The sequence below is a fragment of the Succiniclasticum ruminis DSM 9236 genome (assembly GCF_900112895.1).
Taxonomy (GTDB): domain Bacteria; phylum Bacillota; class Negativicutes; order Acidaminococcales; family Acidaminococcaceae; genus Succiniclasticum; species Succiniclasticum ruminis.
In genome coordinates this window covers 13059-34642 of record NZ_FONL01000014.1, presented here as the reverse complement: position 1 = coordinate 34642, position 21584 = coordinate 13059, and the positions used below count along the sequence as shown (strand labels likewise).

The following is a 21584-nucleotide window of genomic DNA, read 5'->3' as shown; positions in this document are numbered from 1 at the left end:
AATTATTGGAGACGTTTTTATGCGGGCTGATTTACATATCCACACCACGGCCTCCGATGGGACCTGGGACCCGGGTCAGGTTGTGAAAGCGGTTTGCGCCGCGGGAATTGAATTCTTTGCTGTTACGGACCACGACAGCGTGGCCAACGTGGCAGAAACGAAAAAACTGGCGGCTGATACGGGTCTGGGTTTTATAACCGGCGTGGAACTGAATTCTACCAAGGATGGGCATAATTACCATATCCTCGGTTACGGAATCGATATTGAAAACAAAAGACTGCGGGAACTCTGCCGTCATAACCAGAGACTGCTGGAACTGAAAGATGACGACAGCGTCCGCAACCTGATTGACAGGGGCTGGCCCCTTTCCATGGAGGAGTTTAAGAAATACACCTATGATCCCCACCGGGGCGGCTGGAAAGCGCTGGCGTACCTGCAGGACAAAGGGTTGTGCGGTGATGTGAACGATTTTTTCCGGCGGATATTTACAGCGGAAAATGATCTGGGCTTTCCGGATTTTCCGGCCATTTCAGAAGTGGTACAGGTAATCCGGCAGGCCGGTGGGGTTGCCCTTTGCGCCCATCTGGCCAGTGATTTTCATGGCGCCGGCATGCAGGAATACCTGCCCCGGCTTGTCGACGAAAAACTGGACGGCTTCGAATGCTATCACTCAGGGCACAGGTTGGAGGACAGCAGGCTTCTGGCCCATTTCTGCCACCGTCACAAGCTATACATTTCCGGCGGCAGCGACTGTCATGGAAACTTTGTGAAAACCCGCCATTTAGGAGTTCCGTTTATTGACACGGACATGTTGTGTCTTCCGCAATTACAACACTGAAGAAATCCATATACAATCAGCATTTTAGCATACTGTAAAAAGAAAAATACGGATACTTTTCCGGCACCTGTTTAGGAAGACCGGGAAAGTATCCGTAAGTTTTTAATACCGGAAGGGTTATTTAGGAGAGTTTTTCCATCCTTTTGAAAAATAGAAGAGCAGAACCGCGTAATAGGCAATGGCCCCGATGGTTGTGCGGGAGGCCATCCAGGAAGGGAATACAAGAAAGGCCAGTACGATAAAAAGAATGCTGAAAGCCAGCCGGAACAGGGAAGCTGGGGAAAAATCTTTTTCCGCCAGGGTCCTGCGTATATTCATGACAGAAAAGATGCTGTGCCTTGAGGCAAAGATACCAAAAAAGAAACCGCTGATAATATATAAGAGCGAATTGACAATCTGGCTGAAGCTGCTCATGATGTTGCCTCCGGTTTTTTTACTGTTAAATTTATTATAACTGCATTGAAAGATATGGACAAGAGGGCGGGGGGCGCTGTTTAAATGGGATTGTTCACCGGAAAGCAGACAGACGCATCAAGCTGCTTTTTTAAGACAGGTTCTTATGCCGGAGGTTTGCAAAAACAAAAACAAAGTGCCACATTTATGATAAAATTATCTTAATAAAATACATAGTCAGAATTAAGAAAGCAGGTGAGCGGCATATGAACAGCGCGTTACAGGGTATAAAAGTAATTGATTTCTCCCAGTGGCTGCCCGGGCAGTATTGCGGAATGGTACTGGCGGATTTCGGAGCGGACGTGATCAAGGTGGAAGGCGTGAAAGGTGATCCCAACCGTAATTTTGCGCCACAACTTGCGCCAGGCATGAGCAGCTGGAACCTGGCGCTGAACCGGAACAAAAAGGGGATTACAGTTAATATTAAGACGGAAGAAGGGCAGGAAATACTGAAAAAGCTATTGCGGCAGGCTGATGTGTTTCTGGAAGGTTTCCGTCCCGGTTATCTGCAGTCAAAGGGGTTGGGCTATGAAGAAATTGTAAAAATGAATCCCGGGCTGATTTACTGTTCCATTACCGGTTTCGGGCAGGAAAGCAAATACAAACAGCAACCTGCCCATGATTTAAACATTATCGGGCTTTCCGGAATGAATTTCCTGAATGATACGGGCGATGTAGCCATCAGCGAAGTGCAGGTCTCTGCCATCGGCAGCAGTCTGAATGCGGTAGCGGCCATTTCCATGGCACTGCTGGCGCGAGAGAAAACGGGGAAAGGGCAGTACATTGACGTGAGTCTTTACAATACTGCCTTAAGTATGCAAATTGTCTCGTTTGCCAGTATTTTAGGCTGTAGGGTAACGGGAGACACACCTTTTGGCCGGCGTGCCCATTATTATGATGTTTATAAAACAAAAGACGGAAAATACATCAGCGTGGGTACCATTGAGCCGAAGTTCTGGCAAACGTTTTGCGAAATGATTGAATTACCGGAGTTAAAAGACAGGCAGTACGATTTCGCCCATGAAGAAGAAATAACACAACGGATCCGTAACAAGCTGCTGACGAAAACCCGGGACGAATGGGTCGCGCTGGCGCAAAACGGGGAGTTCTGTGTAACACCTGTAAACAATCCGGAGGAAGTGTTGGAAAATGATATGACGAAAGAGTCCGGCATGCTGGAAACCCGGCGGGAAGATTTTGGGGAAGTGGCGTATCTGAAACCGGCGGTGAAGCTTTCCGGTACTCCCTGCAGCATTCGCTTCCGGGGGCCTTATGCAGGTGAACATAACCGGGAAGTGTTAGGCGCTTTGGGGTATACAGACGAAGAAATTGTAAGTTTTAAGGAAAAAGGGATTATATGATTTGCGTCAGGACAGAAGCATTGCCTTGATTGATGCCAATGGATGATTAAATATGCAGGGACAACCGTTTTAACTGCCAAAAAGGAGTTTCACGTGAAACATTTTTTGAGAATTATTTTTTCAATACTCTGCCTGCTGGGAATTACCTGTTCTTTCCTGCCGGCTGCCGAAGCCGGCCTGATCAGCGAAAAACAGGAGTTAGAGATGGGCAAGGCTGCCGCTGAACAGATAGAAGCCCGTTATGGGGTCATCAACGATATGGAAATCGCTGAACGGGTCGAACGTATCGGGCAAAGCCTGGTGGACGTGTGCGGCCGTAAAAACATAAAATATTCGTTTAAGGTGTTGAATACCGATGATGTGAATGCGCTGGCCTGCCCTGGCGGTTATATATATGTTTTTAAAGGACTGCTGGACTACATGCCGTCCGACGCGGAACTGGCAGGCGTACTGGGGCATGAAATCGGACACGTGGTGAAGCGCCATACGGTGCACCAGCTTGAAAAAAACATGTGGACCCAGCTGGCGGCTATCCTTGCAGGGGCGGCTACTGGAAATGGCGATGTGCTGGCCATGGGAATGGTGGTCGGTGATGCCTTGGCTGCAGGTTACAGCAGGGCGGATGAAAGCGCTGCGGACAGGGAAGGATTTGCTTATACGGTGAAAGCGGGCTACAGCCCCTATGCCATGCTGGTAACCATGCATAAGCTGCAGGAACTGGCTGTGGAATATGGTAACCCGGGCTGGGGGATTTTTGACAGCCATCCCGATCCGGAACAGCGCATACGGAATATGTATAAGCTGATGGATCCGCTGAAGATGACCCCGGCACCGGTTTCAAATACTGATGGCACCGCAAGCGTGAAAGAATCTTTTGGGAATACCAGTAAAGATATCTGGGAATTCCGGATCGCAGCGGTTGCAGGCGGCAACAAACCGCTGTACCGGGCAGAACTGTTGGCAGGGGCCCTTTACCAGGTGAGACAAAAAGAAAAAATCGAGCCGACACATTTCATCGTCTTTGAAAGCAACGATAAAGCTGAGATTTTTTATGAAGATATACAGATTCATACTGTCTGGCGGCAAGATGTTGTGGGATTTGCAGAAATCGGAGGCTATGCGGCTTTCTGCGTGGAACGTTTCAGGGAATGGGCGGACAAAGTAAATATGACGAAAACAGTTGCAAAATAGTCAGGATTTGTATAAAATTTATATTATAGAAGATTAATATGACGGAGTATTTCGGAATATTATGTGAGTATTCGGTTCAGTAAAAGCGAGGTGCAGTGATGAAAACAAATTCCTGGAAAAAGAAGTTGGGTTCAGTAATTCTGTGCGGTATGATTGGTGTGAGTTTGCAGGCTGCAGTCCAGCCGTTGCCATCGGCACAGGCTGGAGCTATTGGTGGTATCCTTGGTACCGTTGTCCAGGGCGTGGCAGCCAAGCAGCAGGTGGAGGCATTGATCAAACATTATGATCAGACGGAAGAAGGGCGTCAGGAGCTTTTTGCCGGTTATCAGGAAAAATACGGCGTGTCTGAAAATTATTACCGCAAGCAGCAACTGGATGAGATGATGCCCCGCCTTACGAAAGGTATCGCGGCGGTGGATCCTACCATACTTCAAAAACCGTATTTGTATTTTATCAATAAACAGGAATCGTTTAATGCGTTTTGCAGCATGGGGCACGTAATGAGCGTCAACGAAGGGCTGTACAGCCTTACGGATAATCCGGATGAAGTTGCTGTTGTTTTAGCGCATGAAATGGGTCATGGCCAGAAGAACCATGTAGCTTCCTCTATGCGGAAGAAACTGAATGTTGCTATTGGCGCTGCGATGGTAGGTTCTGCAGTGGGAAGCTCCGCCCTGACCAATATCGCCCTTAATGTGCTGGTAAACCAGATTGATTCGGTTTCCATTACCAAAAAGGACGAGTGGGAAGCAGATAACCTTGCCCTTGACTATGTAATTAACGCCGGCTATAACCCGGGCGCTGCCGCCGCAATCTGGCAGCGGGTGGAAGAAAAATACGGAAAATCCAAGAAAAACTTTGCAGGCGAGATTTTCTCTCCCAGTGATCATCCTACCCACCAACAGCGCAGGGAAAACTATGTTAAGAGATTGTTTGAATACAGCGGTAAACACGTTACCGCGGAAAAAGGTGTTGTAAAAGTGAACGGCAAGGCCCTGGTCCAGCCTGTTGCTGCCAATGATATGAGCGGAGCGGAGCGTTCCTATTTTGTGCTGGGCAATCTGGCGGCAGCCTATCATAACGGACATAATAAATCCGATGCCTATGCTTCCGGTAACACGCTTATGCTGGGGCAGCAACCAATTATGACCTGTTATGGCGGAGACACTTCTGCTTACGAACTGGCCGCTCTGTTGAATAAAATTAAGTAAATATTTAATACAATATTAATTTTGGAGGGGTAGTTATGGAAAATAAATTATGGAATGCTTTAAAGGAACTGAAATCTGAAGGGTATGAGTGGGTGGAACTTTCCCATTCTCTCAACAACGACAGTCCGTTCTGGAGCGGCATACCGGAAGGTTCGGTGGAACTGAGCAAGGTGGTGTTTGACTGGGGCAATCCCATGCTGGAATGCCTGATTCATACATTTAAATTCCCCGGTCAGTTCGGCACCCATGTTGATTTCCCAGGTCATTTTGTGAAAGATGCTCCTTTGTCTGAACAATACGGTGTCAAGGACTTTGTGTTCCCACTGGCAGTCATCGACATCAGTGAAAAGGTAAAAGGTAACGTTGATTATGCCGTGACTGTGGAAGATATCAAAGCCTATGAAGAAAAATACGGTCCCATTCCGGAAGGCGCCTTTGTGGCTCTGCGGACTGACTGGTACAAGCGCTGGCCCGATATGGACAAACTGTCTAACGTTGGTGCAGACGGGAATGAACATTGCCCGGGCTGGTCAATTGATGCTCTGAAATATATTTTTGAAGTACGCAAAGCAGCGGCTAACGGACACGAGACGTTGGATACGGATGCCAGTTATCTGGCTGTTGAAGCCGGTGATCTGGCCTGCGAGCGTTTTGTACTGGCATCCGGAAAACTTCAGATTGAAGTGCTTTGCAATCTGGACAAAGTGGCTCCTGCCGGGGCGGTATTGTTTGCGTCCTGGCCGCGTATCGAGGGCGCAACCGGTCTGCCGGCGCGAGTGTACGCGCTTACGCCTAAACAATAAACAGTTATTTTCGTCTTCAATTTTTCTTTCCTGAATAATCAGAAAGGACGCAAAAAATGACCAGAAACCTGAAGAAATTCTACAGCGCAGCATTGGCGATGCTGGTAACGCTTTTGCTTCCGGTAGCGGTATTGGCAGCCGGCAAGGAAATTATTATATTGCATACCAACGACATCCACTGCGGCATCACGGATAACCTTGGCATTGATAAGGTGTCCCAATACAAAAAAGATTTGAAAAAACAGGGACATCCCGTAGCTCTGGCAGATGCCGGCGATGCCATCCAGGGCGCACCCATCGGGAAACTTTCCACCGGCGAGTCCATTATCAAGATTATGAATGCAGTGGGCTATGACTTTGTCATCCCCGGCAACCATGAATTTGATTACGGTATGGAGCGTTTCCTGCAGCTGGCTCCCCGGATGAAATGCGGTTATTACTCCTGTAACTTTGTGGATGTAAAGACCCGTAAACCGATTCTGAAACCTTCCAAGATTATTGTTCTGGGCGGAAAAAAGATTGGCTTTGTGGGTGTAACTACTCCGGAAACCCTGGTGACTTCCACACCTAAATACTTCCAGGATAAGAACGGCAAATTTATCTACAGTTTCTGTGAAGACCAGACCGGTGAAAAAGTTTATGAAGCTGTGCAGCGGGCCGTTAACAATGTACGCAAAGAAGGCGCGGAATACGTGTTCCTGGTAGGGCACCTGGGCACCGATGGTTCTATTCCTTACTGGTCCAGCGGCGCGATAGCGGCCAATACCTATAACATTGACGCCATCATTGACGGACACTCCCATGAACAGTATATCCCCCCTCACAAAATCATCAACAAAGCAGGCAAGGAAGTGCTGGTGGCCCAGACGGGAACCAAGCTCAAAAGCCTGGGAAAAATGACGATCAAAGAAGATGGGACCATTACTTCCGAGCTAGTGAAAGACTTGAAAACCGCGGATCCGAAAGTTACCAAACTGGTTGCCAAAGAAAACAAAAAGTTTGAGCCCATCCTGAAACAGCCCGTAGGTGAGGCGCTGACGGACCTGACCGGCGACGACCCCAAGACCGGGGAACGCCGGGTGCGTAACGGGGAAACCAATCTGGGCGATTTTGTGGCAGATGCTTACCGCTTCGTGCTGGATACAGACATTTCCATGGTCAATGGAGGTTCTATCCGCAATACTATCAAAAAAGGCGTGTTCACATATAATGATTTGCTGGAGGCTTTCCCCTTCGGTAACATGTGCACGGTGATTGAAGCTACGGGCCAGCAGATTGTTGACGCCCTGGAAGTCGGCGCATCCGCATATCCGGGTGAGCACGGGGCTTTCATGCAGGTTTCCGGTATGAGCTATACGGTCGACTCATCCATTCCTTCCGGCCTGGTTGTAGATGCCAAAGGCAATTTTGTGGAAGTGAAAGGCGAACGCCGCGTGAAAGACGTGATGATCAACGGCAAGCCCATCGACTTGAACGGCAAGTATACTATCGGCGGCAGCACCTATGTGCTGAAGGACGGCGGTAACGGCCTGGTGATGTTCAAACAGAGCAGGCTGCTGAAGGACGGCATCATGACAGATGTGGACGCTATTATGGAATATGTGCAGAACCATCTGAACGCAAAAATCAAAGAAGGTTATGAAAATCCGTACGGTGCCGGACGCATCACGATAAAATAACACAGGACGAACAGGAAACTGCGACCCAAAGAAACATGAAAAAAACATAATTGCGGATTATAGTATGTTTGTCCTAAATTTACAGTGTAAGAAAATGCATTTTGTGGTAAAATAGTAATACAGCATAAGGATTATGTATCAAAAAGATTAAATCATCACCGGAACCGATGGGCAATCAGCAAAACCAATCAGACAGGAAATCAGTAATTTGAAATATTATTAATTTAAGGAGGGAACAACACATGGGATTAATTAAAGCAGGCATGGGCGCCATTGGCGGCGTATTGGCTGACCAGTGGAAAGAGTATTTTTACTGCGACAGCATGACCCCGGACGTACTGATGTGCAAAGGCCAGAAACGGATCAGCAACCAGGGCCGCAGCTCCAACACCAGCGCGGAAGACAACATCATCTCCAACGGCTCCGTGATTGCGGTTAACGTAGGCCAGTGTATGATGATCGTGGAACAGGGCAAAGTCGTTGACCTTTGTGCTGAACCCGGCGAATACACCTACGACAAATCCACAGAACCTTCTGTTTTCACAGGCGACCTGAAAGAAAGCGTGATTCAGGTATTCCAGCGCATGGGTAAACGTTTTACTTTCGGCGGCGATACCGGTAAGGATCAGCGTGTCTATTACTTCAACACGAAAGAAATTATCGGCAACAAATACGGTACCCCGGCGGAAATTCCCTTTAAAGTAATTGAAGAAAATACCGGTCGCAGCTTGCTGGTTCGCATCCGCTGCTTCGGCGAATACAGCTACAAAATCGTGGACCCGATCCTGTTCTATTCCACGATTGCCGGTAATGCTCCCGACCAATACCTGCGGAGCCAGTGGGACAGCCAGCTGAAATCCGAATTGCTGACTGCGTTGCAGCCTGCATTCGGTAAAATTTCCGCACAGCGTATCGACTATACCGAACTGCCGATGCGTACCATGGAACTGGCCGACGCCCTGAATGACGTGCTGTCTTCCAAGTGGCGTGACCTGCGCGGCATTGAAATCGTTTCCTTCGGTGTGAACAGTGTTAAAGCCAACGAAGAAGACGAAGCGAAACTCCAGAAAGTACAGATGGGCGCTATGATGAGCAATCCGGATATGCGTATGGGCGTCCTGACCGACGCGACCGCTGACGGAATTCGTAACGCATCCGCTAATGAAGGCGGCGGTATGGGTCCCATGGGCGCGTTTATCGGCATGGGTATGGCGAACATGGCCGGCGGCATGGCCATGGGGAATGCGTATGGTCCGGCCGGTCAGTATCCGCCTCAGTACGGACAGCCGCAACAGCCGTACCCGCAGCAGCAGCCACCGCAGCCGGCGGCAGCTCCCGCAGCGGCAGCAGGCTGGGCATGTGCCTGCGGACATGCCGGAAACACTGGTAAATTCTGCGCCAATTGCGGACAACCGAAGCCGGAACCCAAACCGGCAGGCGGCTGGGATTGTGCCTGCGGCGCCAAAGGCAACACCGGCAAGTTCTGCGCCAACTGCGGCAAACCGCAACCGGCAGCCCCGGCTGGCTGGACCTGCAGCTGCGGCAGCGTGAACCAGGGTCAGTTCTGCCCGAACTGCGGTTCCCGGAAACCGGCAGACGCACCGTTGTATAAATGCGATAAGTGTGGCTGGCAGCCGGAAGATCCGCATAATCCGCCTAAATTCTGCCCGCAGTGCGGCGACCCGTTCAATGAAGGGGATATCGTAAAATAATTCAGTAGCTGACAGTGTTCCGGTTGTATGCTAATTTGTTGTAATACAGACTGAAGCAATTTAATAAAGGCTGATGAATCGACCTGCCGACTGCTGATGCATGCGGCAGGTCTTTTTCAGAAACAGACCGGAAACCGGCAAGAACTTTTATCATGACATTGCGGAAGGCAGTGTCATTGCAATACAATTGCAGCAAATGTAAGGAAACGCTGATTAATTCGTCTGCACGCTGACCGGTGCTTTTTGTGACTGACTGCGTCAATGCCCCTCAACGCAGCTATGGCTGCGCCTTCGGACCATTTTCTTGTCAGTCGCAAAAAGTCCTCGGTCATCGCACAAACTCATTTAATCAGCGTCTCCTTAAAAGAAATAAAAAAAGGAAAGAGGCTTAGTTTTTATGGTAACTGAAAAAAAATGGGTGTATAAGTTTAACGAAGGTAATGCACAGATGCGCGAGCTGCTGGGCGGCAAAGGGGCCAATCTGGCGGAAATGACGAATTTGGGACTGCCGATTCCCATGGGCTTTACGATTACAACGGAAGCCTGCACGGATTATTACAAATCCGGCCGCAAAATTTCCAACGAGATCAAGCAGCAGATTTTCGAAGCGCTGCGCTGGCTGGAAAAAGAAAACGGGAAAAAGTTCGGCGACAACAACGACCCGTTGCTGGTTTCCGTCCGCAGCGGCGCACGGGTCTCCATGCCGGGCATGATGGACACGATTTTAAATCTGGGCATGAACGATATTTCCGTGAAAGGCTTTGCGCAGAAAACAAATAATCCCCGTTTTGCCTATGACTCCTACCGTCGTTTCATCCAGATGTTTTCCGACGTAGTCATGGAAGTTCCCAAGTCGAAATTTGAAAAAATTATTGACGAGATCAAAGAGCAGAAAGGCGTTAAGTTTGATATCGACCTGGATGTCAACGACATGAAAAAACTGATCAAACGCTTCAAAGCATTGTATAAAGAAGCAATCGGACAGGACTTCCCGCAGGATCCGGACGTCCAGCTGATGGAAGCCGTGAAGGCCGTATTCCGTTCCTGGGATAACCCCCGGGCCAACGTATACCGCCGCATGAACGACATCCCCGGTGACTGGGGCACGGCGGTTAATATTCAGACCATGGTATTCGGCAATATGGGCAACACATCCGGAACCGGCGTGGCCTTTACCCGGAACCCGGCTACCGGCGCCAAGGGAATTTACGGCGAGTACCTGATCGACGCCCAGGGCGAAGACGTGGTGGCCGGCGTACGGACACCGCAGCCTATCAGCAAGCTGGAAGAAGATATGCCGGGCTGCTACAGCGAATTTATCAACCTGGCCCACAAACTGGAAAGCCACTACCGCGACATGCAGGATATGGAATTTACCATTCAGGAAGGCAAACTGTTTTTCCTGCAGACCCGTAACGGCAAGCGCACGGCGGAAGCGGCCATCAATATCGCCTGCGACCTGGTAGAAGAAGGCATGATCACGCCGGAAGAAGCGTTGCTGCGCATCGAAGCGAAATCCCTGGATCAGCTTCTGCATCCCACCTTTGACGCCAAAGCACTGAAAGAAGGAAAGGTAATCGGGCATGCGCTGCCGGCCTCTCCGGGCAGTGCGGCGGGCAAAGTCTACTTTACGGCAGAAGATGCCAAAAACGCAGCGGCCAAAGGCGAACGGGTCATCCTCGTACGTCTGGAGACCTCGCCGGAAGATATTGAAGGCATGCACGCGGCGGAAGGCATCCTGACCGCCCGGGGCGGCATGACCAGCCACGCGGCAGTAGTAGCCAGAGGCATGGGTACCTGTTGCGTATCTGGCTGCAATGATTTGAAAGTTAACGAAGAAGGAAAAGAATTTGAACTGAACGGTACGGTTTACCATGAGGGGGATTATATTTCCCTGGACGGTTCCACCGGTACCATTTACGAAGGGGATATCCCCACGGTGGAAGCGCAGATTAGCGGCAACTTCGGCTGCATTATGCGCTGGGCCGACCAGTTCCGCAAGATGAAAGTGCGGACCAACGCGGATACGCCGGCCGACGCGGAAAACGCGGTGCGGTTAGGCGCAGAAGGCATCGGCCTGTGCCGTACGGAGCATATGTTCTTCGAAGCGGAACGCATTCCCAAATTCCGCCGCATGATCCTGTCGGATACCGTGGAACAGCGGGAAGCGGCTCTGGCCGAACTGCTTCCGTACCAGCGCGAAGACTTTATCGGCATGTACAAAGCGCTGCGGGGCCGTCCCATGACGGTTCGTTTCCTGGATCCGCCGCTGCATGAGTTCCTGCCCAAGACGGAAGCGGAAATGCGGGAACTGGGGGACAGCATGGGCCTGACCTTCGAAGAAGTGAAAGCCCGCTGCGACGCCATGCACGAGTTCAACCCCATGATGGGCCTGCGCGGCTGCCGCCTCAGCGTCATTTATCCGGAAATTTCCCGCATGCAGACCCGCGCCGTTATCGAAGCGGCCATTGCGGTCAAGAAAGAAATGAATTACGATATCGTTCCCGAAATCATGGTACCGCTGACCGGGGAACGCAAAGAATTGCTGTTCGTAAAGAATATCATCGTGGAAACCGCGGAACAGGTTATGAAGGAACAGGGCTACTTCCTGAATTACCAGGTCGGCACCATGATCGAAATCCCGAGAGCCGCGCTGACAGCGGACGATGTGGCGAAGGAAGCCGACTTCTTCAGCTTTGGCACCAACGACCTGACCCAGATGACCTTTGGCTTCTCCCGGGACGACGCGGGTAAATTCCTGGAAAGCTATTACGATCAGAAAATTTATGAGTTTGATCCCTTCAGCAAACTGGACCAGACCGGTGTCGGCCAGCTGATGCAGATGGCCGTAAAGAAAGGCCGTCAGGAAAACCCGATGCTGCACTGCGGCATCTGCGGCGAACACGGCGGCGATCCTTCTTCGGTAGCGTTCTGCCAGGAACTAGGTCTGGACTATGTGTCCTGCTCGCCCTTCCGCGTACCGATTGCCCGGCTGGCGGCAGCCCAGGCAGCCATTAACCTGAAGAAAAAATAAGGCGGCGCAGTTTGTAAGTTGCCAAAAGAAAAATGCTGAATGAATAAACCTTTCAGCATCCGGTGCAGTGAAAAATTAAACAAATAACGGGCCGGTGCAGACGCCGGCCCGGTGACGTATCATTACAGGCGGCTTTGCGGAAAACCGAACCGCCTGTTTTGTTTTATTAAAATGCATAAAGATTTAATAATTATGCAAAAAACAACTTGACAGGAAACGCAATTTCATCTATTATATGCTTAATCATACGTGTCGTATTATATTATGTAAAAACCGAGGTCCATCATGACAAAAGTATTTATCGACGGAAGTTCCGGGACCACCGGATTACGAATTCGTGAAAGATTATGCACTCGTAAGGATATAGAACTGATTGCGCTGGATGAAGCGCACCGCAAGGATGCGGGAGCGCGGCGGGACGCGTTCCAAAAAGCGGATGTGGCGTTTCTCTGCCTGCCTGACGTGGCTGCTGTCGAAGCGGTGGAACTGGCATCGGACAGCGGGGCCGTCATCATCGATACGTCCACGGCCCACCGGACAGCGGCAGGCTGGACTTACGGCATGCCGGAACTGACGGGATGCAAAGAAAAAATAGCGAAAGCAAAACGGATCGCCAATCCCGGCTGCCATGCCAGCGGATTTATCGCCCTGGTGGCGCCGCTGGTGGAAAAGGGCCTGCTGGCCAGGGATGCGCTGCTGACCTGCTTCTCCCTCACCGGGTATTCCGGCGGCGGGAAAAATATGATCGCCGAGTACGAAGATCCGCAGCGAAGCCCGCTGCTGAATGCTCCCAGGCAATATGCGCTGGGCCAGATGCATAAACACCTGAAAGAGATGAACGCAATCTGCGGATTGAAAAACGCCCCGGTGTTCTGTCCTATCGTGGCGGATTTTTACAGCGGCATGGAAGTGACGGTGTCCCTGTTCAAAAAAGACCTGCAGGGTTCCCTGGCAGATGTCCGACGAACGTACGCATCCTATTACACGGGTCCCCTGATTCATTTTAAAGAAACGGCGGACGAAAACGGTTTCCTGTCCGCAGCGGCCTTTACCGGACGGGACGATATGGAGATCACCGTGACAGGAAACGAAGACCGGATCCTGCTGGTGTCCCGTTTCGACAATCTGGGAAAAGGGGCGTCCGGCGCGGCCATCCAGAATATGAACATTGTGCTGGGACTGCCGGAAACGACAGGACTGGAAGTTTAAGGAAACGCTGATTCATTCGCCGACACGCGTGCCGGCGCACAAATAAATTTAAACAGTGTTTCCACAAGGAAAAGCAATATCGGAGGAACAAATGATAAAACAGATAGAAGGCGGCGTCTGCGCTGCAAAAGGATTTACTGCCAGCGGCATTTACTGCGGTATTCGGAAGAAGAACAATAAAAACGATCTGGCATTGATCTTCAGTAAGGTTCCGGCTCATGCGGCCGCCGTTTACACAACAAACCTGGTAAAAGGCGCGCCCTTAACCGTAACCAAAAACCATATTGCCGACGGCATCGCCCAGGCAGTGCTCTGCAACAGCGGCAATGCCAATACCTGCAACAGCGACGGCATCGAAATCGCGGAGAAGATGAGCAGCCTGGCTGCGGAAAAGCTGGGCATCAGCAAAGACGATATGGTGATCGCCTCTACCGGCGTTATCGGCCAGAAGCTGAACATTACGCCCATCGCCAACGGCATGGACAAGCTGGTAAGCCTCTTATCGGAAACCGGGGAAGACGAAGCGGCCAAAGCCATCATGACCACGGACACGGTCATGAAAAAAGTGGCGGTGGAATTTGAAATTGACGGCAAGACCTGCCGTATGGGCGGCATTGCCAAAGGCAGCGGCATGATCCATCCCAACATGGCTACCATGCTGGTGTTCCTCACCACGGACGCGGCCATTTCCGCAGCCATGCTGCAAAAAGCCCTTAGCCACGACGTGCAGAAGACCTTCAACATGCTCAGTGTAGATGGGGACACATCCACCAACGACATGGTGACGATTCTGGCCAACGGGCTGGCGGGCAATGGGGAAATTACGGAAGAAGGACCCGCCTTTGATACCTTTATGAAAGCGCTGAATACCATTACCATTGCGCTGTGCCGTTCCATTGCCGGAGACGGGGAAGGGGCCACCAAACTGCTGGAATGCGACGTGACCGGCGCCGCCGATGAAAAAACGGCGGCCGTGGTAGCCAAAAGCGTAATCACCAGCAGCCTGCTGAAAGCCGCCATGTTCGGCGCCGACGCCAACTGGGGCCGTGTGCTCTGCGCCATCGGATACAGCGGTGCGGATTTGGACGTGAACAAAGTGGACGTGGCGTTTAAATCGGCAAAAGGAATTCTTCCCGTCTGCAAAAACGGAGCCGGGGTAGATTTTTCCGAAGAATTTGCCAAGGAAGTCCTGCTGGAAAAAGAAATCACGATTCTGGTGGAACTGAACAGCGGCAGTGCCGGCGCTACGGCCTGGGGCTGCGACCTGACCTATGATTATGTGAAGATTAACGGCGATTACCGTTCGTAAGGAGAAAAACATGTCATATTCCTATTCCAATGCAGAACGCGCCCAGATTCTGGTGGAAGCGCTGCCATACATAAAAAAGCACAGCGGTAAGATCGTGGTCATCAAATACGGCGGCAACGCCATGATCAACGAAACCCTGAAACAGCAGGTCATGGAAGACATTGTGCTGTTGTGGCACGTAGGCGTAAAAATCGTGCTGGTGCACGGGGGCGGGCCTGAAATCAACGACCTGATGAAACGCCTTGGCAAGAAGGCGGAATTTGTGGACGGCCTCCGGGTCACCGATAAAGAGACCATCGACATTGTGCAGATGGTGCTGGCAGGGAAAGTTAACAACACACTGGTAAACCTGCTGCAGATGCAGGGCGGCAACGCCCTGGGACTTTCCGGCGCGGACGGGCACCTGATCAAGTGCAAGATCAAAGACCCACGCCTGGGTTTTGTAGGGGAAGTGACCGAAGTCAACGAAAAACCCGTTCTGGATTTGCTGGAAAAAGGTTATATTCCGGTAGTTTCCACCGTAGGCTGCGACGATCAGGGAAATGCCTACAACATCAACGGCGATACGGCGGCGGCCTGCATCGCGGGTGCCCTGAAAGCCGAAACCTTTATTCTCATGACGGACGTGCCGGGCATTCTGCGGGACAAGGACGATGACAAAACGCTGATTCCGGCGGTCACCGTTGCGGAAACGAAACGGCTGAAAGAAGAAGGCGTTATTGCCGGCGGCATGCTGCCCAAGGTGAAATGCTGCGAAGACGCCATTGAAAAAGGCGTAAAAAATGTAATTATTATGGACGGGCGCGTGCCCCATTCCATCCTGATGGAACTGCTGACGGATGAAGGCGCAGGCACCATGGTGACAGGGGAGTGAGAACATGAGCAAGCTGCAGGAACTGGACAACAAATACGTAGCCAATACTTACGCGCGGTTTCCGGTGGAAATCGTCAGCGGTAAGGGAAGCATTGCCAAAGATACAGACGGTAAAGAATACATCGACATGGGTTCCGGCATCGGGGTTACCAGCTTCGGCATCGCCGACGACATCTGGAAACAGGCGGTCCTCGACCAGCTGGACAAGGTGCAGCACATGTCCAACCTGTATTACACGGAGCCCTGCGTGAAACTGGCAGAGCTGCTCTGCGAGAAGACGGGCATGAAGAAAGTGTTCTTCAGCAATTCCGGCGGGGAAGCCAACGAATGCGCCATCAAGGTGGCACGGAAATACGCGGCGGAGAAAAAAGGGCCGGAGTATTACACCATCCTCACCCTGTGGAACAGTTTCCACGGGCGTACCCTCACCACCCTGGCCGCAACCGGGCAGGACCATTACCACGAACTGTTCCAGCCTTTGACTCCCGGTTTTGTTCATGCCACGGCCAACGATCTGGTCAGCGTGCAAAAACTGGTGGAAGCACATAAAGTGGCGGGCATTCTGATCGAGTGCATCCAGGGCGAAGGCGGCGTGAACCCGCTGACGGCTGAATTCATTCAGGGTGTGGACGCCATCTGCCACGAAAAGGATATCGTGTTCATGGTGGACGAAGTGCAGACCGGCAACGGCCGCACGGGCAAACTGTATTCGTATATGAACTTCGGCGTGAACCCGGACGTGGTAACAACAGCCAAAGGCATCGGCGGCGGCCTGCCCCTGGGCGCCTGCCTGATGGGCGAAAAAGTGGAACACGTGCTGGGACACGGAGACCACGGCTCTACCTTTGGGGGCAACCCGGTGGCCTGCGCAGGGGCGGTGAGCATTATCAACCGGCTTGACGATGCGTTTTTGGCGGAGGTACAACGGAAAGGGAAGATTCTTTTCGGAGCGTTGGAAGAGGCACCCGGTATCGAGACGGTTACCGGTATGGGCATGATGTGCGGTGTGAAACCGGTAAAGCCTGCCACAGATGTGGTGAAAAAGTGTATTGAAAAAGGTGTGCTCTGCCTGACGGCCAAAGACAAGGTCCGCCTGCTGCCGGCGCTGAATATGCCGGAAGAAGTTCTGGTGAAGGCAGTGAATATTATTAAAGAGGCGTGCGCGGAATAACGTGCATAATAAAAAACGGTCTGCAGAAAATCTGCAGGCCGTTTTTAGTGATTCGTTTTCAAATATAATATGCTTATTCTTTTACAATCTTTGCGTCAGCAGCATTCTTTTTTACAGAAGCAATGCCGTTCAGGCAGCTCTTCATCGCTTTATAGCCTTCACTTACGGCAATAATCTGACCGTTGGTTGCTTTCAGACGGAAACGGAATTCGCCGGCTTTGTCTGCGTATACTTCAAATTTCGGATGTTTTTCAACTTTGAAGCCTTCTGCGGTCTGGTCTTCGATTGCGGCAATGGGCGCATTTTTTGCTACACTTGCAATACCATTTTTGCAGCCGGAAGCGGATTTGTAAACCTGAGAGGCTGCAATGATTTCGCCATTGTTGGCTACGAGGTTAAAGCGCATACCTGCTTTGGACTCTTTTACCACAAATTTTCCCATTTGAATTGCCTCCTTACATATTATATGGTTCCCTATGCTCAAGATACCACGATTTACGCTAAAATTCAAGGAAAATCTGCGAATTACAGCATAAATTTACGCAAATCAGCCGGTGCTTTAGGGGAAAGCAACGCAAAGGGGATATCCAATACGGTAAAGGCACCGCTTTTGCCCTGCTCGAAGTGAAGTCGGTACATGGCTCTGGCAAAGGCTGTCAGCACGCTGGAGGTGAATTGCGGGTTGCTGTCCAGCTTCAGGGAGAATTCCATAACATGGCTGGTGGTATCATCTGTCTTCCCGTTGCGGAATACAAAACCGCCGTGAGGAATGCCACTGTGGTTTTTCGCGAATTCGTCTTCGGAAATAAAATGAACGGTGGTTTCGTAGCCGACGAAGTAGTTGGGCATGGTCTTGATGGCCGTTTCGATAGCCTGCAGATCGGCGCCTTCTTCCGGCACCACAAAGCATTCCCGCAGATGCATCTCATTGCCGGGGGCATCCGTGCCTTTACCACTGCGGACGGCTTCCAGATACTCTTCCTTGGGAATGGTGTATTGTTTGCCGTTCTTTACGCCGGGGATCCTGCGGATGGCATCGGAGTGGCCCTGGCTTACGCCCTTGCCCCAGAAGGTATAACTCTTTCCTTCCGGCAGCACGCTGTCGCCCAGTACCCGCATAAGGGAGAACAGGCCCGGATCCCAGCCTACGGAGATGATGGCGGCAGTGTTATTTGCTTTCGTTATCGCATCCATGTTTGCGAAATGCTCCGGAATACGGGGATGGGTATCGAAACTGTCGACCGTGACAAAGTGCTGCGCCAGTTCCGGTCCCTGGTCGATCAGGTCCGTGGCAGAGCCGCCGCACAGGATCATCACGTCGATTTTGTCCTTATATTCCAGCACATGTTTCAGGTTGATGGCGGGAACACCGCTTGCTGTGCCGGGAAGATCGCGGCGGGAGAATATGCCCACCAGTTCCATGTCTTCTGCCCGGTTGACTGCCAATTCCACGCCGTGGCCCAGATTACCGTAACCACAGATACCGATTCGGATTTTTTTTGTCATAATAAGAATAGCTCCCCTCTGTATATGTATTCAAAGCCATTGTCTCCTGCCCGCAGTTTTCACAAGGGTCTCCGTTTGGAAATAAGCACTCAGAGCATTTGTGCTATTGCGGGCAGGCAACCGTTTGGTTCTAATAATAATGTATCAAATTTAGGCGATTTTGTGAACATTTTTATAAAAATTTTACCAAAAAAGTGTGTCTGTGATATAATTACTAATTAGAATACAATTGGCAAGTATTTTCTTGAGAAAGGGGTGTGAGTTATGGATCTGGATTATCATTTTGGGACAGTGTATGTACTATCACGCTGGGCAGATTTTGGCAGCTTTAATGCCCGGACCATTGCAGCCAGTTCCCAACTCGTGGATGACAATTTCGACACGACGCCCTTTTCTGATGCAGAAGAGAAAAAAAATATTGCCCGCGGCATACAGGTTCGTTATTCCTGCCAGAACGTATGGGGCAATATTTCCGGAAAGGGTAACGAAGATATCTGGATTCCTTTCCATTTTCTGCCGGGATTACAGGGGGAGACTGAAGCTGAGAAGCTGGTCTGCAAAAAGCACAGTGTAATGGCCAAACGGTTGAAATACAGATTATACGATACCAAACTGGATAATTCCAATTATGTGTTCCGTTTGGGCGTGGGGATGCATGTACTGGCAGATACTTGGGCCCATCAGGAGTTTGCGGGTATCAACAATGCGGTGAACCAGGTGAAGGACCTTCTGTTTTCCACACAGGGAAGTATGGTGGAAAAGATGTTGGACGAAATGCTGGACTCTACCTTCCTCAGTAAAGTGCTGGACCTTGTGATGCCTCTGGGACATGCGGCGGCAGTGCACTGTCCGGATATGCCGTACCTGTGGTGGAAGAGCGGGGAACGCTTTACCGGCGGACGCAAAAACTGGGATGAGTTTCTGGACGCTTCGGAAGAGTTGTACGCGATACTGCAGCACGTCAGCGGTGTGCCGGAAACGGGGCTGACCATGGAACAGCGGGATAAACTGTCAGAATGTTTCAAGGGTTTCCAGTCGGAAAATATTGACCGTCGTTACGGGTTCTGGATCGACCGAATTCGGGAAAACTACTTTGGTTTTAAGGATTTCGATGACGGAGACCGGAATGTGGAGTACAGTATTGGCCTGATCTTAAATGATATGAACTGGCGGAAGCAGTTCTATGATGAGGTTAACGACCATTTCTTCTGGGTAAAACAGCAATTGGAAGGTAGCGGGATTGACCGGTTGGGGAAAAAGTACAAAGGGTATTGAAATTAGAAACAATTAAAAAGAAAGCGTGTAAGGTTTTGCTAAACCCTGCACGCTTTGTTATTTTTGTTTTCCTGCTTCCCGGTTCAGTATAGGTACTGCTGAAAGAATTAAAATAATGCCGAGTACTTTTTGCCACGTAAAGGATTCTCCTAAAAAGAGATAGCTGACGATGGCGGCCACTACCGGTTCAATGGTTGCCAGGATGGCGGCGTGGCCGGCTTCCAGTTGCTGCAGGCCCCACATATATAATATGTTGGGAAATACACAGCTGACCAGTCCGATACCCAGGATACCACCCCATACCACCGCATCGCTGAACAAAGGGGTTTTAGCGGCCAGGCCGGAAAGGGGCAGGGTAAAGGCAGTGGCAAAGATAAAACACCAGAGGCTGACCGTGAGGGCAGAATATTTTTTTGTGGCGGGCTTGCCAAAAATGCTGTACAACGCATAGCCGAAACCACTGGCCAAACCGTACAGAAAGGTTTCCCTGCTGACAGAAAGGTTGCCTGCAAAGGCACCGGTGATACAGCCGCAGCCGATAAAGGTGATAATCAGGGCAACAATTTTTTCTTTTGTCAGTTTTTCGTGGAACAGGAACACGGACATCAGCATCACAAATACCGGCGCCGTATACAGCAGCAAAGCGGCGATAGCCAGGCTGCCGCCGGCGATGGCGTTGAAGTAGCACCAGTTGAAAAAGACCAGGCCGATCACACCGTTGCCAAAAAACATCCACCAGTCTTTGGGGCGGATAAAAAACTGGCGTATGTCCGTACGCCAGATGATCAGGGCGGTAAGCAGCATGGCGGTGGTCACGCGTAGGGTAGCGATTTGTAACGGGGCAAAGCCTTTGGCAGCCAAAATGTTGACAAAGAGGCCAATCAGGCCCCAAAGGGTTCCGGCGCCTGCTATGGAAAGAGCCGCAGAGTTTTTCATGTCAGGGAACATCCTTTAATGATAGAATGGTTAATCTTGTTTTGCATTATCATACGTATCTAAAACGTTGTGAAGAGTTCCATTCAATTTATACTTTAATACAACGGAAAGATTTACATTCTCCATGGCATGGAAGATGTTGTCGGGAACCTGCGGGTTCTCTGCCGACAGCCTGGCAATCAGATGTTTGATCTCCTGCCGTTTGGAGGGGGCGGGATCGTCAGGGTTGGCATCGGCAATCTGTTCGGTGAAACGGCAGGCACATTGTAAAAACTCCAGATGGTTTTCGTCACGCCAGTTTTTGATATCGTCTTCCCGCACGTAGTACATGGGGCGGATCAGTTCCATCCCGGTCCAGTTGGCGCTTTTCACCTTGGGCATCATGGTGCGTATCTCGCCGCCGTAGATCATGCTCATGAGACTTGTTTCGATGATATCGTTGAAGTGATGGCCCAACGCAATTTTATTGCATCCCGCCTCTTGGGCGTACCGGTACAGAAAGCCACGGCGCATTTTGGCACATAGATAGCAAGGGTTCTGTTCCACGTGAGAAACCGCATCAAATACTTTTGTATTAAAAAAAAAGATAGGAATGTTAAGCAATGCGGCATTATGTTCGATTTGCTGCCGGTTTCGTTCTGTATAGCCCGGATTCATGCTAAGGAACTTCACTTCAAAGGGAATTTTGTTTCTCCGCTTCAGTTCCTGGAACAGCTTTGCCATGAGCATGGAATCTTTGCCGCCGGAAATGCAGACGGCGATTTTATCATCGGGGCGCACTAAATCAAAGTCGCAGATCGCCTGGACGAATTTATTAAAAATTTTATGTTTGTATTTTGTCCGCAGGGAAGCTTCGATGTGTTTCAAGCGGTTGCGGTCTGCGTAAGCCGGATCTGCGTTTTCCTGACGCTGCTCTTTTTTACTTGTGTCGCACATGTTGTTGTCCTTTTCGTTGTTCTGTGTTATATATTCATGATACCTGGTAAGTCGAAAGCTTAATATATAATTTATTATATCACATA

18 protein-coding genes are annotated in these 21584 nt (G+C 50.5%); 13 read left to right on the top strand and 5 right to left on the bottom strand.

What is annotated here, in order from left to right:
* The first annotated feature begins 19 nt into the window (after positions 1-19).
* Positions 20-838 (top strand): PHP domain-containing protein, encoded by an 819-nt coding sequence (locus BM159_RS09220; protein ID WP_093913969.1) that lies wholly within the window; start codon positions 20-22, stop codon positions 836-838.
* A gap of 117 nt (positions 839-955) precedes the next feature.
* Here BM159_RS09220 and BM159_RS09215 read toward each other — a convergent pair whose 3' ends face one another.
* Positions 956-1252 carry a hypothetical protein gene (locus tag BM159_RS09215; RefSeq protein ID WP_093913956.1) on the bottom strand — a complete coding sequence of 99 codons (297 nt, stop codon included), beginning with the start codon at positions 1250-1252 and terminating at the stop codon, positions 956-958.
* A 245-nt stretch (positions 1253-1497) separates the two neighbouring features.
* Here BM159_RS09215 and BM159_RS09210 point away from each other — a divergent pair, with 245 nt between their 5' ends.
* From BM159_RS09210 to BM159_RS09160, 11 genes are all read left to right on the top strand, one after another.
* The gene (locus BM159_RS09210) at positions 1498-2652 is read left to right on the top strand and encodes a CaiB/BaiF CoA transferase family protein (protein WP_093913955.1); all 1155 of its coding nucleotides are present in this window, start codon (positions 1498-1500) and stop codon (positions 2650-2652) included.
* Positions 2653-2757: 105 nt separating this feature from the next.
* Positions 2758-3843 (top strand): M48 family metallopeptidase, encoded by a 1086-nt coding sequence (locus BM159_RS09205; RefSeq protein ID WP_177205991.1) that lies wholly within the window; start codon positions 2758-2760, stop codon positions 3841-3843.
* A gap of 98 nt (positions 3844-3941) precedes the next feature.
* Positions 3942-5054 carry a M48 family metallopeptidase gene (locus BM159_RS09200; RefSeq protein WP_093913953.1) on the top strand — a complete coding sequence of 371 codons (1113 nt, stop codon included), beginning with the start codon at positions 3942-3944 and terminating at the stop codon, positions 5052-5054.
* A 35-nt stretch (positions 5055-5089) separates the two neighbouring features.
* Entirely contained in the window at positions 5090-5857 is a 768-nt protein-coding gene (locus tag BM159_RS09195) for a cyclase family protein (protein ID WP_093913952.1), read from the top strand.
* A gap of 56 nt (positions 5858-5913) precedes the next feature.
* Positions 5914-7536 (top strand): bifunctional metallophosphatase/5'-nucleotidase, encoded by a 1623-nt coding sequence (locus tag BM159_RS09190; protein ID WP_093913951.1) that lies wholly within the window; start codon positions 5914-5916, stop codon positions 7534-7536.
* A gap of 242 nt (positions 7537-7778) precedes the next feature.
* The gene (locus BM159_RS09185) at positions 7779-9248 is read left to right on the top strand and encodes an SPFH domain-containing protein (protein WP_093913950.1); all 1470 of its coding nucleotides are present in this window, start codon (positions 7779-7781) and stop codon (positions 9246-9248) included.
* A 397-nt stretch (positions 9249-9645) separates the two neighbouring features.
* The gene (gene ppdK / locus BM159_RS09180; protein ID WP_093913949.1) at positions 9646-12282 is read left to right on the top strand and encodes a pyruvate, phosphate dikinase; all 2637 of its coding nucleotides are present in this window, start codon (positions 9646-9648) and stop codon (positions 12280-12282) included.
* 285 nt (positions 12283-12567) lie between these two features.
* On the top strand, positions 12568-13491 hold the full coding sequence (argC, locus tag BM159_RS09175; protein WP_093913948.1) for an N-acetyl-gamma-glutamyl-phosphate reductase: 924 nt from the start codon (positions 12568-12570) through the stop codon (positions 13489-13491).
* A gap of 91 nt (positions 13492-13582) precedes the next feature.
* Positions 13583-14800, top strand: coding sequence for a bifunctional ornithine acetyltransferase/N-acetylglutamate synthase (gene argJ, locus BM159_RS09170; protein ID WP_093913947.1), 1218 nt, complete (start codon positions 13583-13585; stop codon positions 14798-14800).
* A gap of 10 nt (positions 14801-14810) precedes the next feature.
* Positions 14811-15674, top strand: a complete 864-nt coding sequence (gene argB / locus BM159_RS09165; RefSeq protein ID WP_093913946.1) for an acetylglutamate kinase — start codon at positions 14811-14813, stop codon at positions 15672-15674.
* Positions 15675-15678: 4 nt separating this feature from the next.
* Positions 15679-16845, top strand: a complete 1167-nt coding sequence (locus tag BM159_RS09160) for an acetylornithine/succinylornithine family transaminase (protein WP_093913945.1) — start codon at positions 15679-15681, stop codon at positions 16843-16845.
* A gap of 73 nt (positions 16846-16918) precedes the next feature.
* On the opposite strand, the gene BM159_RS09155 is transcribed toward BM159_RS09160, so the two are convergent.
* Together BM159_RS09155 and BM159_RS09150 are read right to left on the bottom strand one after the other, a co-directional pair.
* Positions 16919-17287: a YegP family protein gene (locus tag BM159_RS09155; RefSeq protein ID WP_093913944.1), complete on the bottom strand. Its 369-nt coding sequence runs from the start codon at positions 17285-17287 to the stop codon at positions 16919-16921.
* A gap of 83 nt (positions 17288-17370) precedes the next feature.
* Positions 17371-18351 (bottom strand): diaminopimelate dehydrogenase, encoded by a 981-nt coding sequence (locus tag BM159_RS09150; RefSeq protein ID WP_093913943.1) that lies wholly within the window; start codon positions 18349-18351, stop codon positions 17371-17373.
* A 264-nt stretch (positions 18352-18615) separates the two neighbouring features.
* Here BM159_RS09150 and BM159_RS09145 point away from each other — a divergent pair, with 264 nt between their 5' ends.
* Positions 18616-19626, top strand: coding sequence for a DUF6765 family protein (locus tag BM159_RS09145; protein ID WP_093913942.1), 1011 nt, complete (start codon positions 18616-18618; stop codon positions 19624-19626).
* Between the two features lie 57 nt (positions 19627-19683).
* Here BM159_RS09145 and BM159_RS09140 read toward each other — a convergent pair whose 3' ends face one another.
* Both BM159_RS09140 and BM159_RS09135 read right to left on the bottom strand, forming a co-directional pair.
* Positions 19684-20562, bottom strand: a complete 879-nt coding sequence (locus tag BM159_RS09140) for a DMT family transporter (RefSeq protein WP_177205990.1) — start codon at positions 20560-20562, stop codon at positions 19684-19686.
* Positions 20563-20592: 30 nt separating this feature from the next.
* Positions 20593-21498: a tRNA 2-thiocytidine biosynthesis TtcA family protein gene (locus BM159_RS09135; RefSeq protein WP_093913940.1), complete on the bottom strand. Its 906-nt coding sequence runs from the start codon at positions 21496-21498 to the stop codon at positions 20593-20595.
* Between the last annotated feature and the right edge of the window lie 86 nt (positions 21499-21584).

Coding starts and splice junctions, on each gene's coding strand:
- BM159_RS09160 (WP_093913945.1), top strand. CDS start 15,679: ATGAGCAAGCTGCAGGAACTGGACAACAAATACGTAGCCAATACTTAC.
- BM159_RS09210 (WP_093913955.1), top strand. CDS start 1,498: ATGAACAGCGCGTTACAGGGTATAAAAGTAATTGATTTCTCCCAGTGG.
- BM159_RS09140 (WP_177205990.1), bottom strand. CDS start 20,562: ATGAAAAACTCTGCGGCTCTTTCCATAGCAGGCGCCGGAACCCTTTGG.
- BM159_RS09155 (WP_093913944.1), bottom strand. CDS start 17,287: ATGGGAAAATTTGTGGTAAAAGAGTCCAAAGCAGGTATGCGCTTTAAC.
- BM159_RS09190 (WP_093913951.1), top strand. CDS start 5,914: ATGACCAGAAACCTGAAGAAATTCTACAGCGCAGCATTGGCGATGCTG.
- argJ (WP_093913947.1), top strand. CDS start 13,583: ATGATAAAACAGATAGAAGGCGGCGTCTGCGCTGCAAAAGGATTTACT.
- argB (WP_093913946.1), top strand. CDS start 14,811: ATGTCATATTCCTATTCCAATGCAGAACGCGCCCAGATTCTGGTGGAA.
- BM159_RS09135 (WP_093913940.1), bottom strand. CDS start 21,498: ATGTGCGACACAAGTAAAAAAGAGCAGCGTCAGGAAAACGCAGATCCG.
- BM159_RS09145 (WP_093913942.1), top strand. CDS start 18,616: ATGGATCTGGATTATCATTTTGGGACAGTGTATGTACTATCACGCTGG.
- ppdK (WP_093913949.1), top strand. CDS start 9,646: ATGGTAACTGAAAAAAAATGGGTGTATAAGTTTAACGAAGGTAATGCA.
- BM159_RS09215 (WP_093913956.1), bottom strand. CDS start 1,252: ATGAGCAGCTTCAGCCAGATTGTCAATTCGCTCTTATATATTATCAGC.
- BM159_RS09185 (WP_093913950.1), top strand. CDS start 7,779: ATGGGATTAATTAAAGCAGGCATGGGCGCCATTGGCGGCGTATTGGCT.
- BM159_RS09220 (WP_093913969.1), top strand. CDS start 20: ATGCGGGCTGATTTACATATCCACACCACGGCCTCCGATGGGACCTGG.
- BM159_RS09200 (WP_093913953.1), top strand. CDS start 3,942: ATGAAAACAAATTCCTGGAAAAAGAAGTTGGGTTCAGTAATTCTGTGC.
- argC (WP_093913948.1), top strand. CDS start 12,568: ATGACAAAAGTATTTATCGACGGAAGTTCCGGGACCACCGGATTACGA.
- BM159_RS09150 (WP_093913943.1), bottom strand. CDS start 18,351: ATGACAAAAAAAATCCGAATCGGTATCTGTGGTTACGGTAATCTGGGC.
- BM159_RS09195 (WP_093913952.1), top strand. CDS start 5,090: ATGGAAAATAAATTATGGAATGCTTTAAAGGAACTGAAATCTGAAGGG.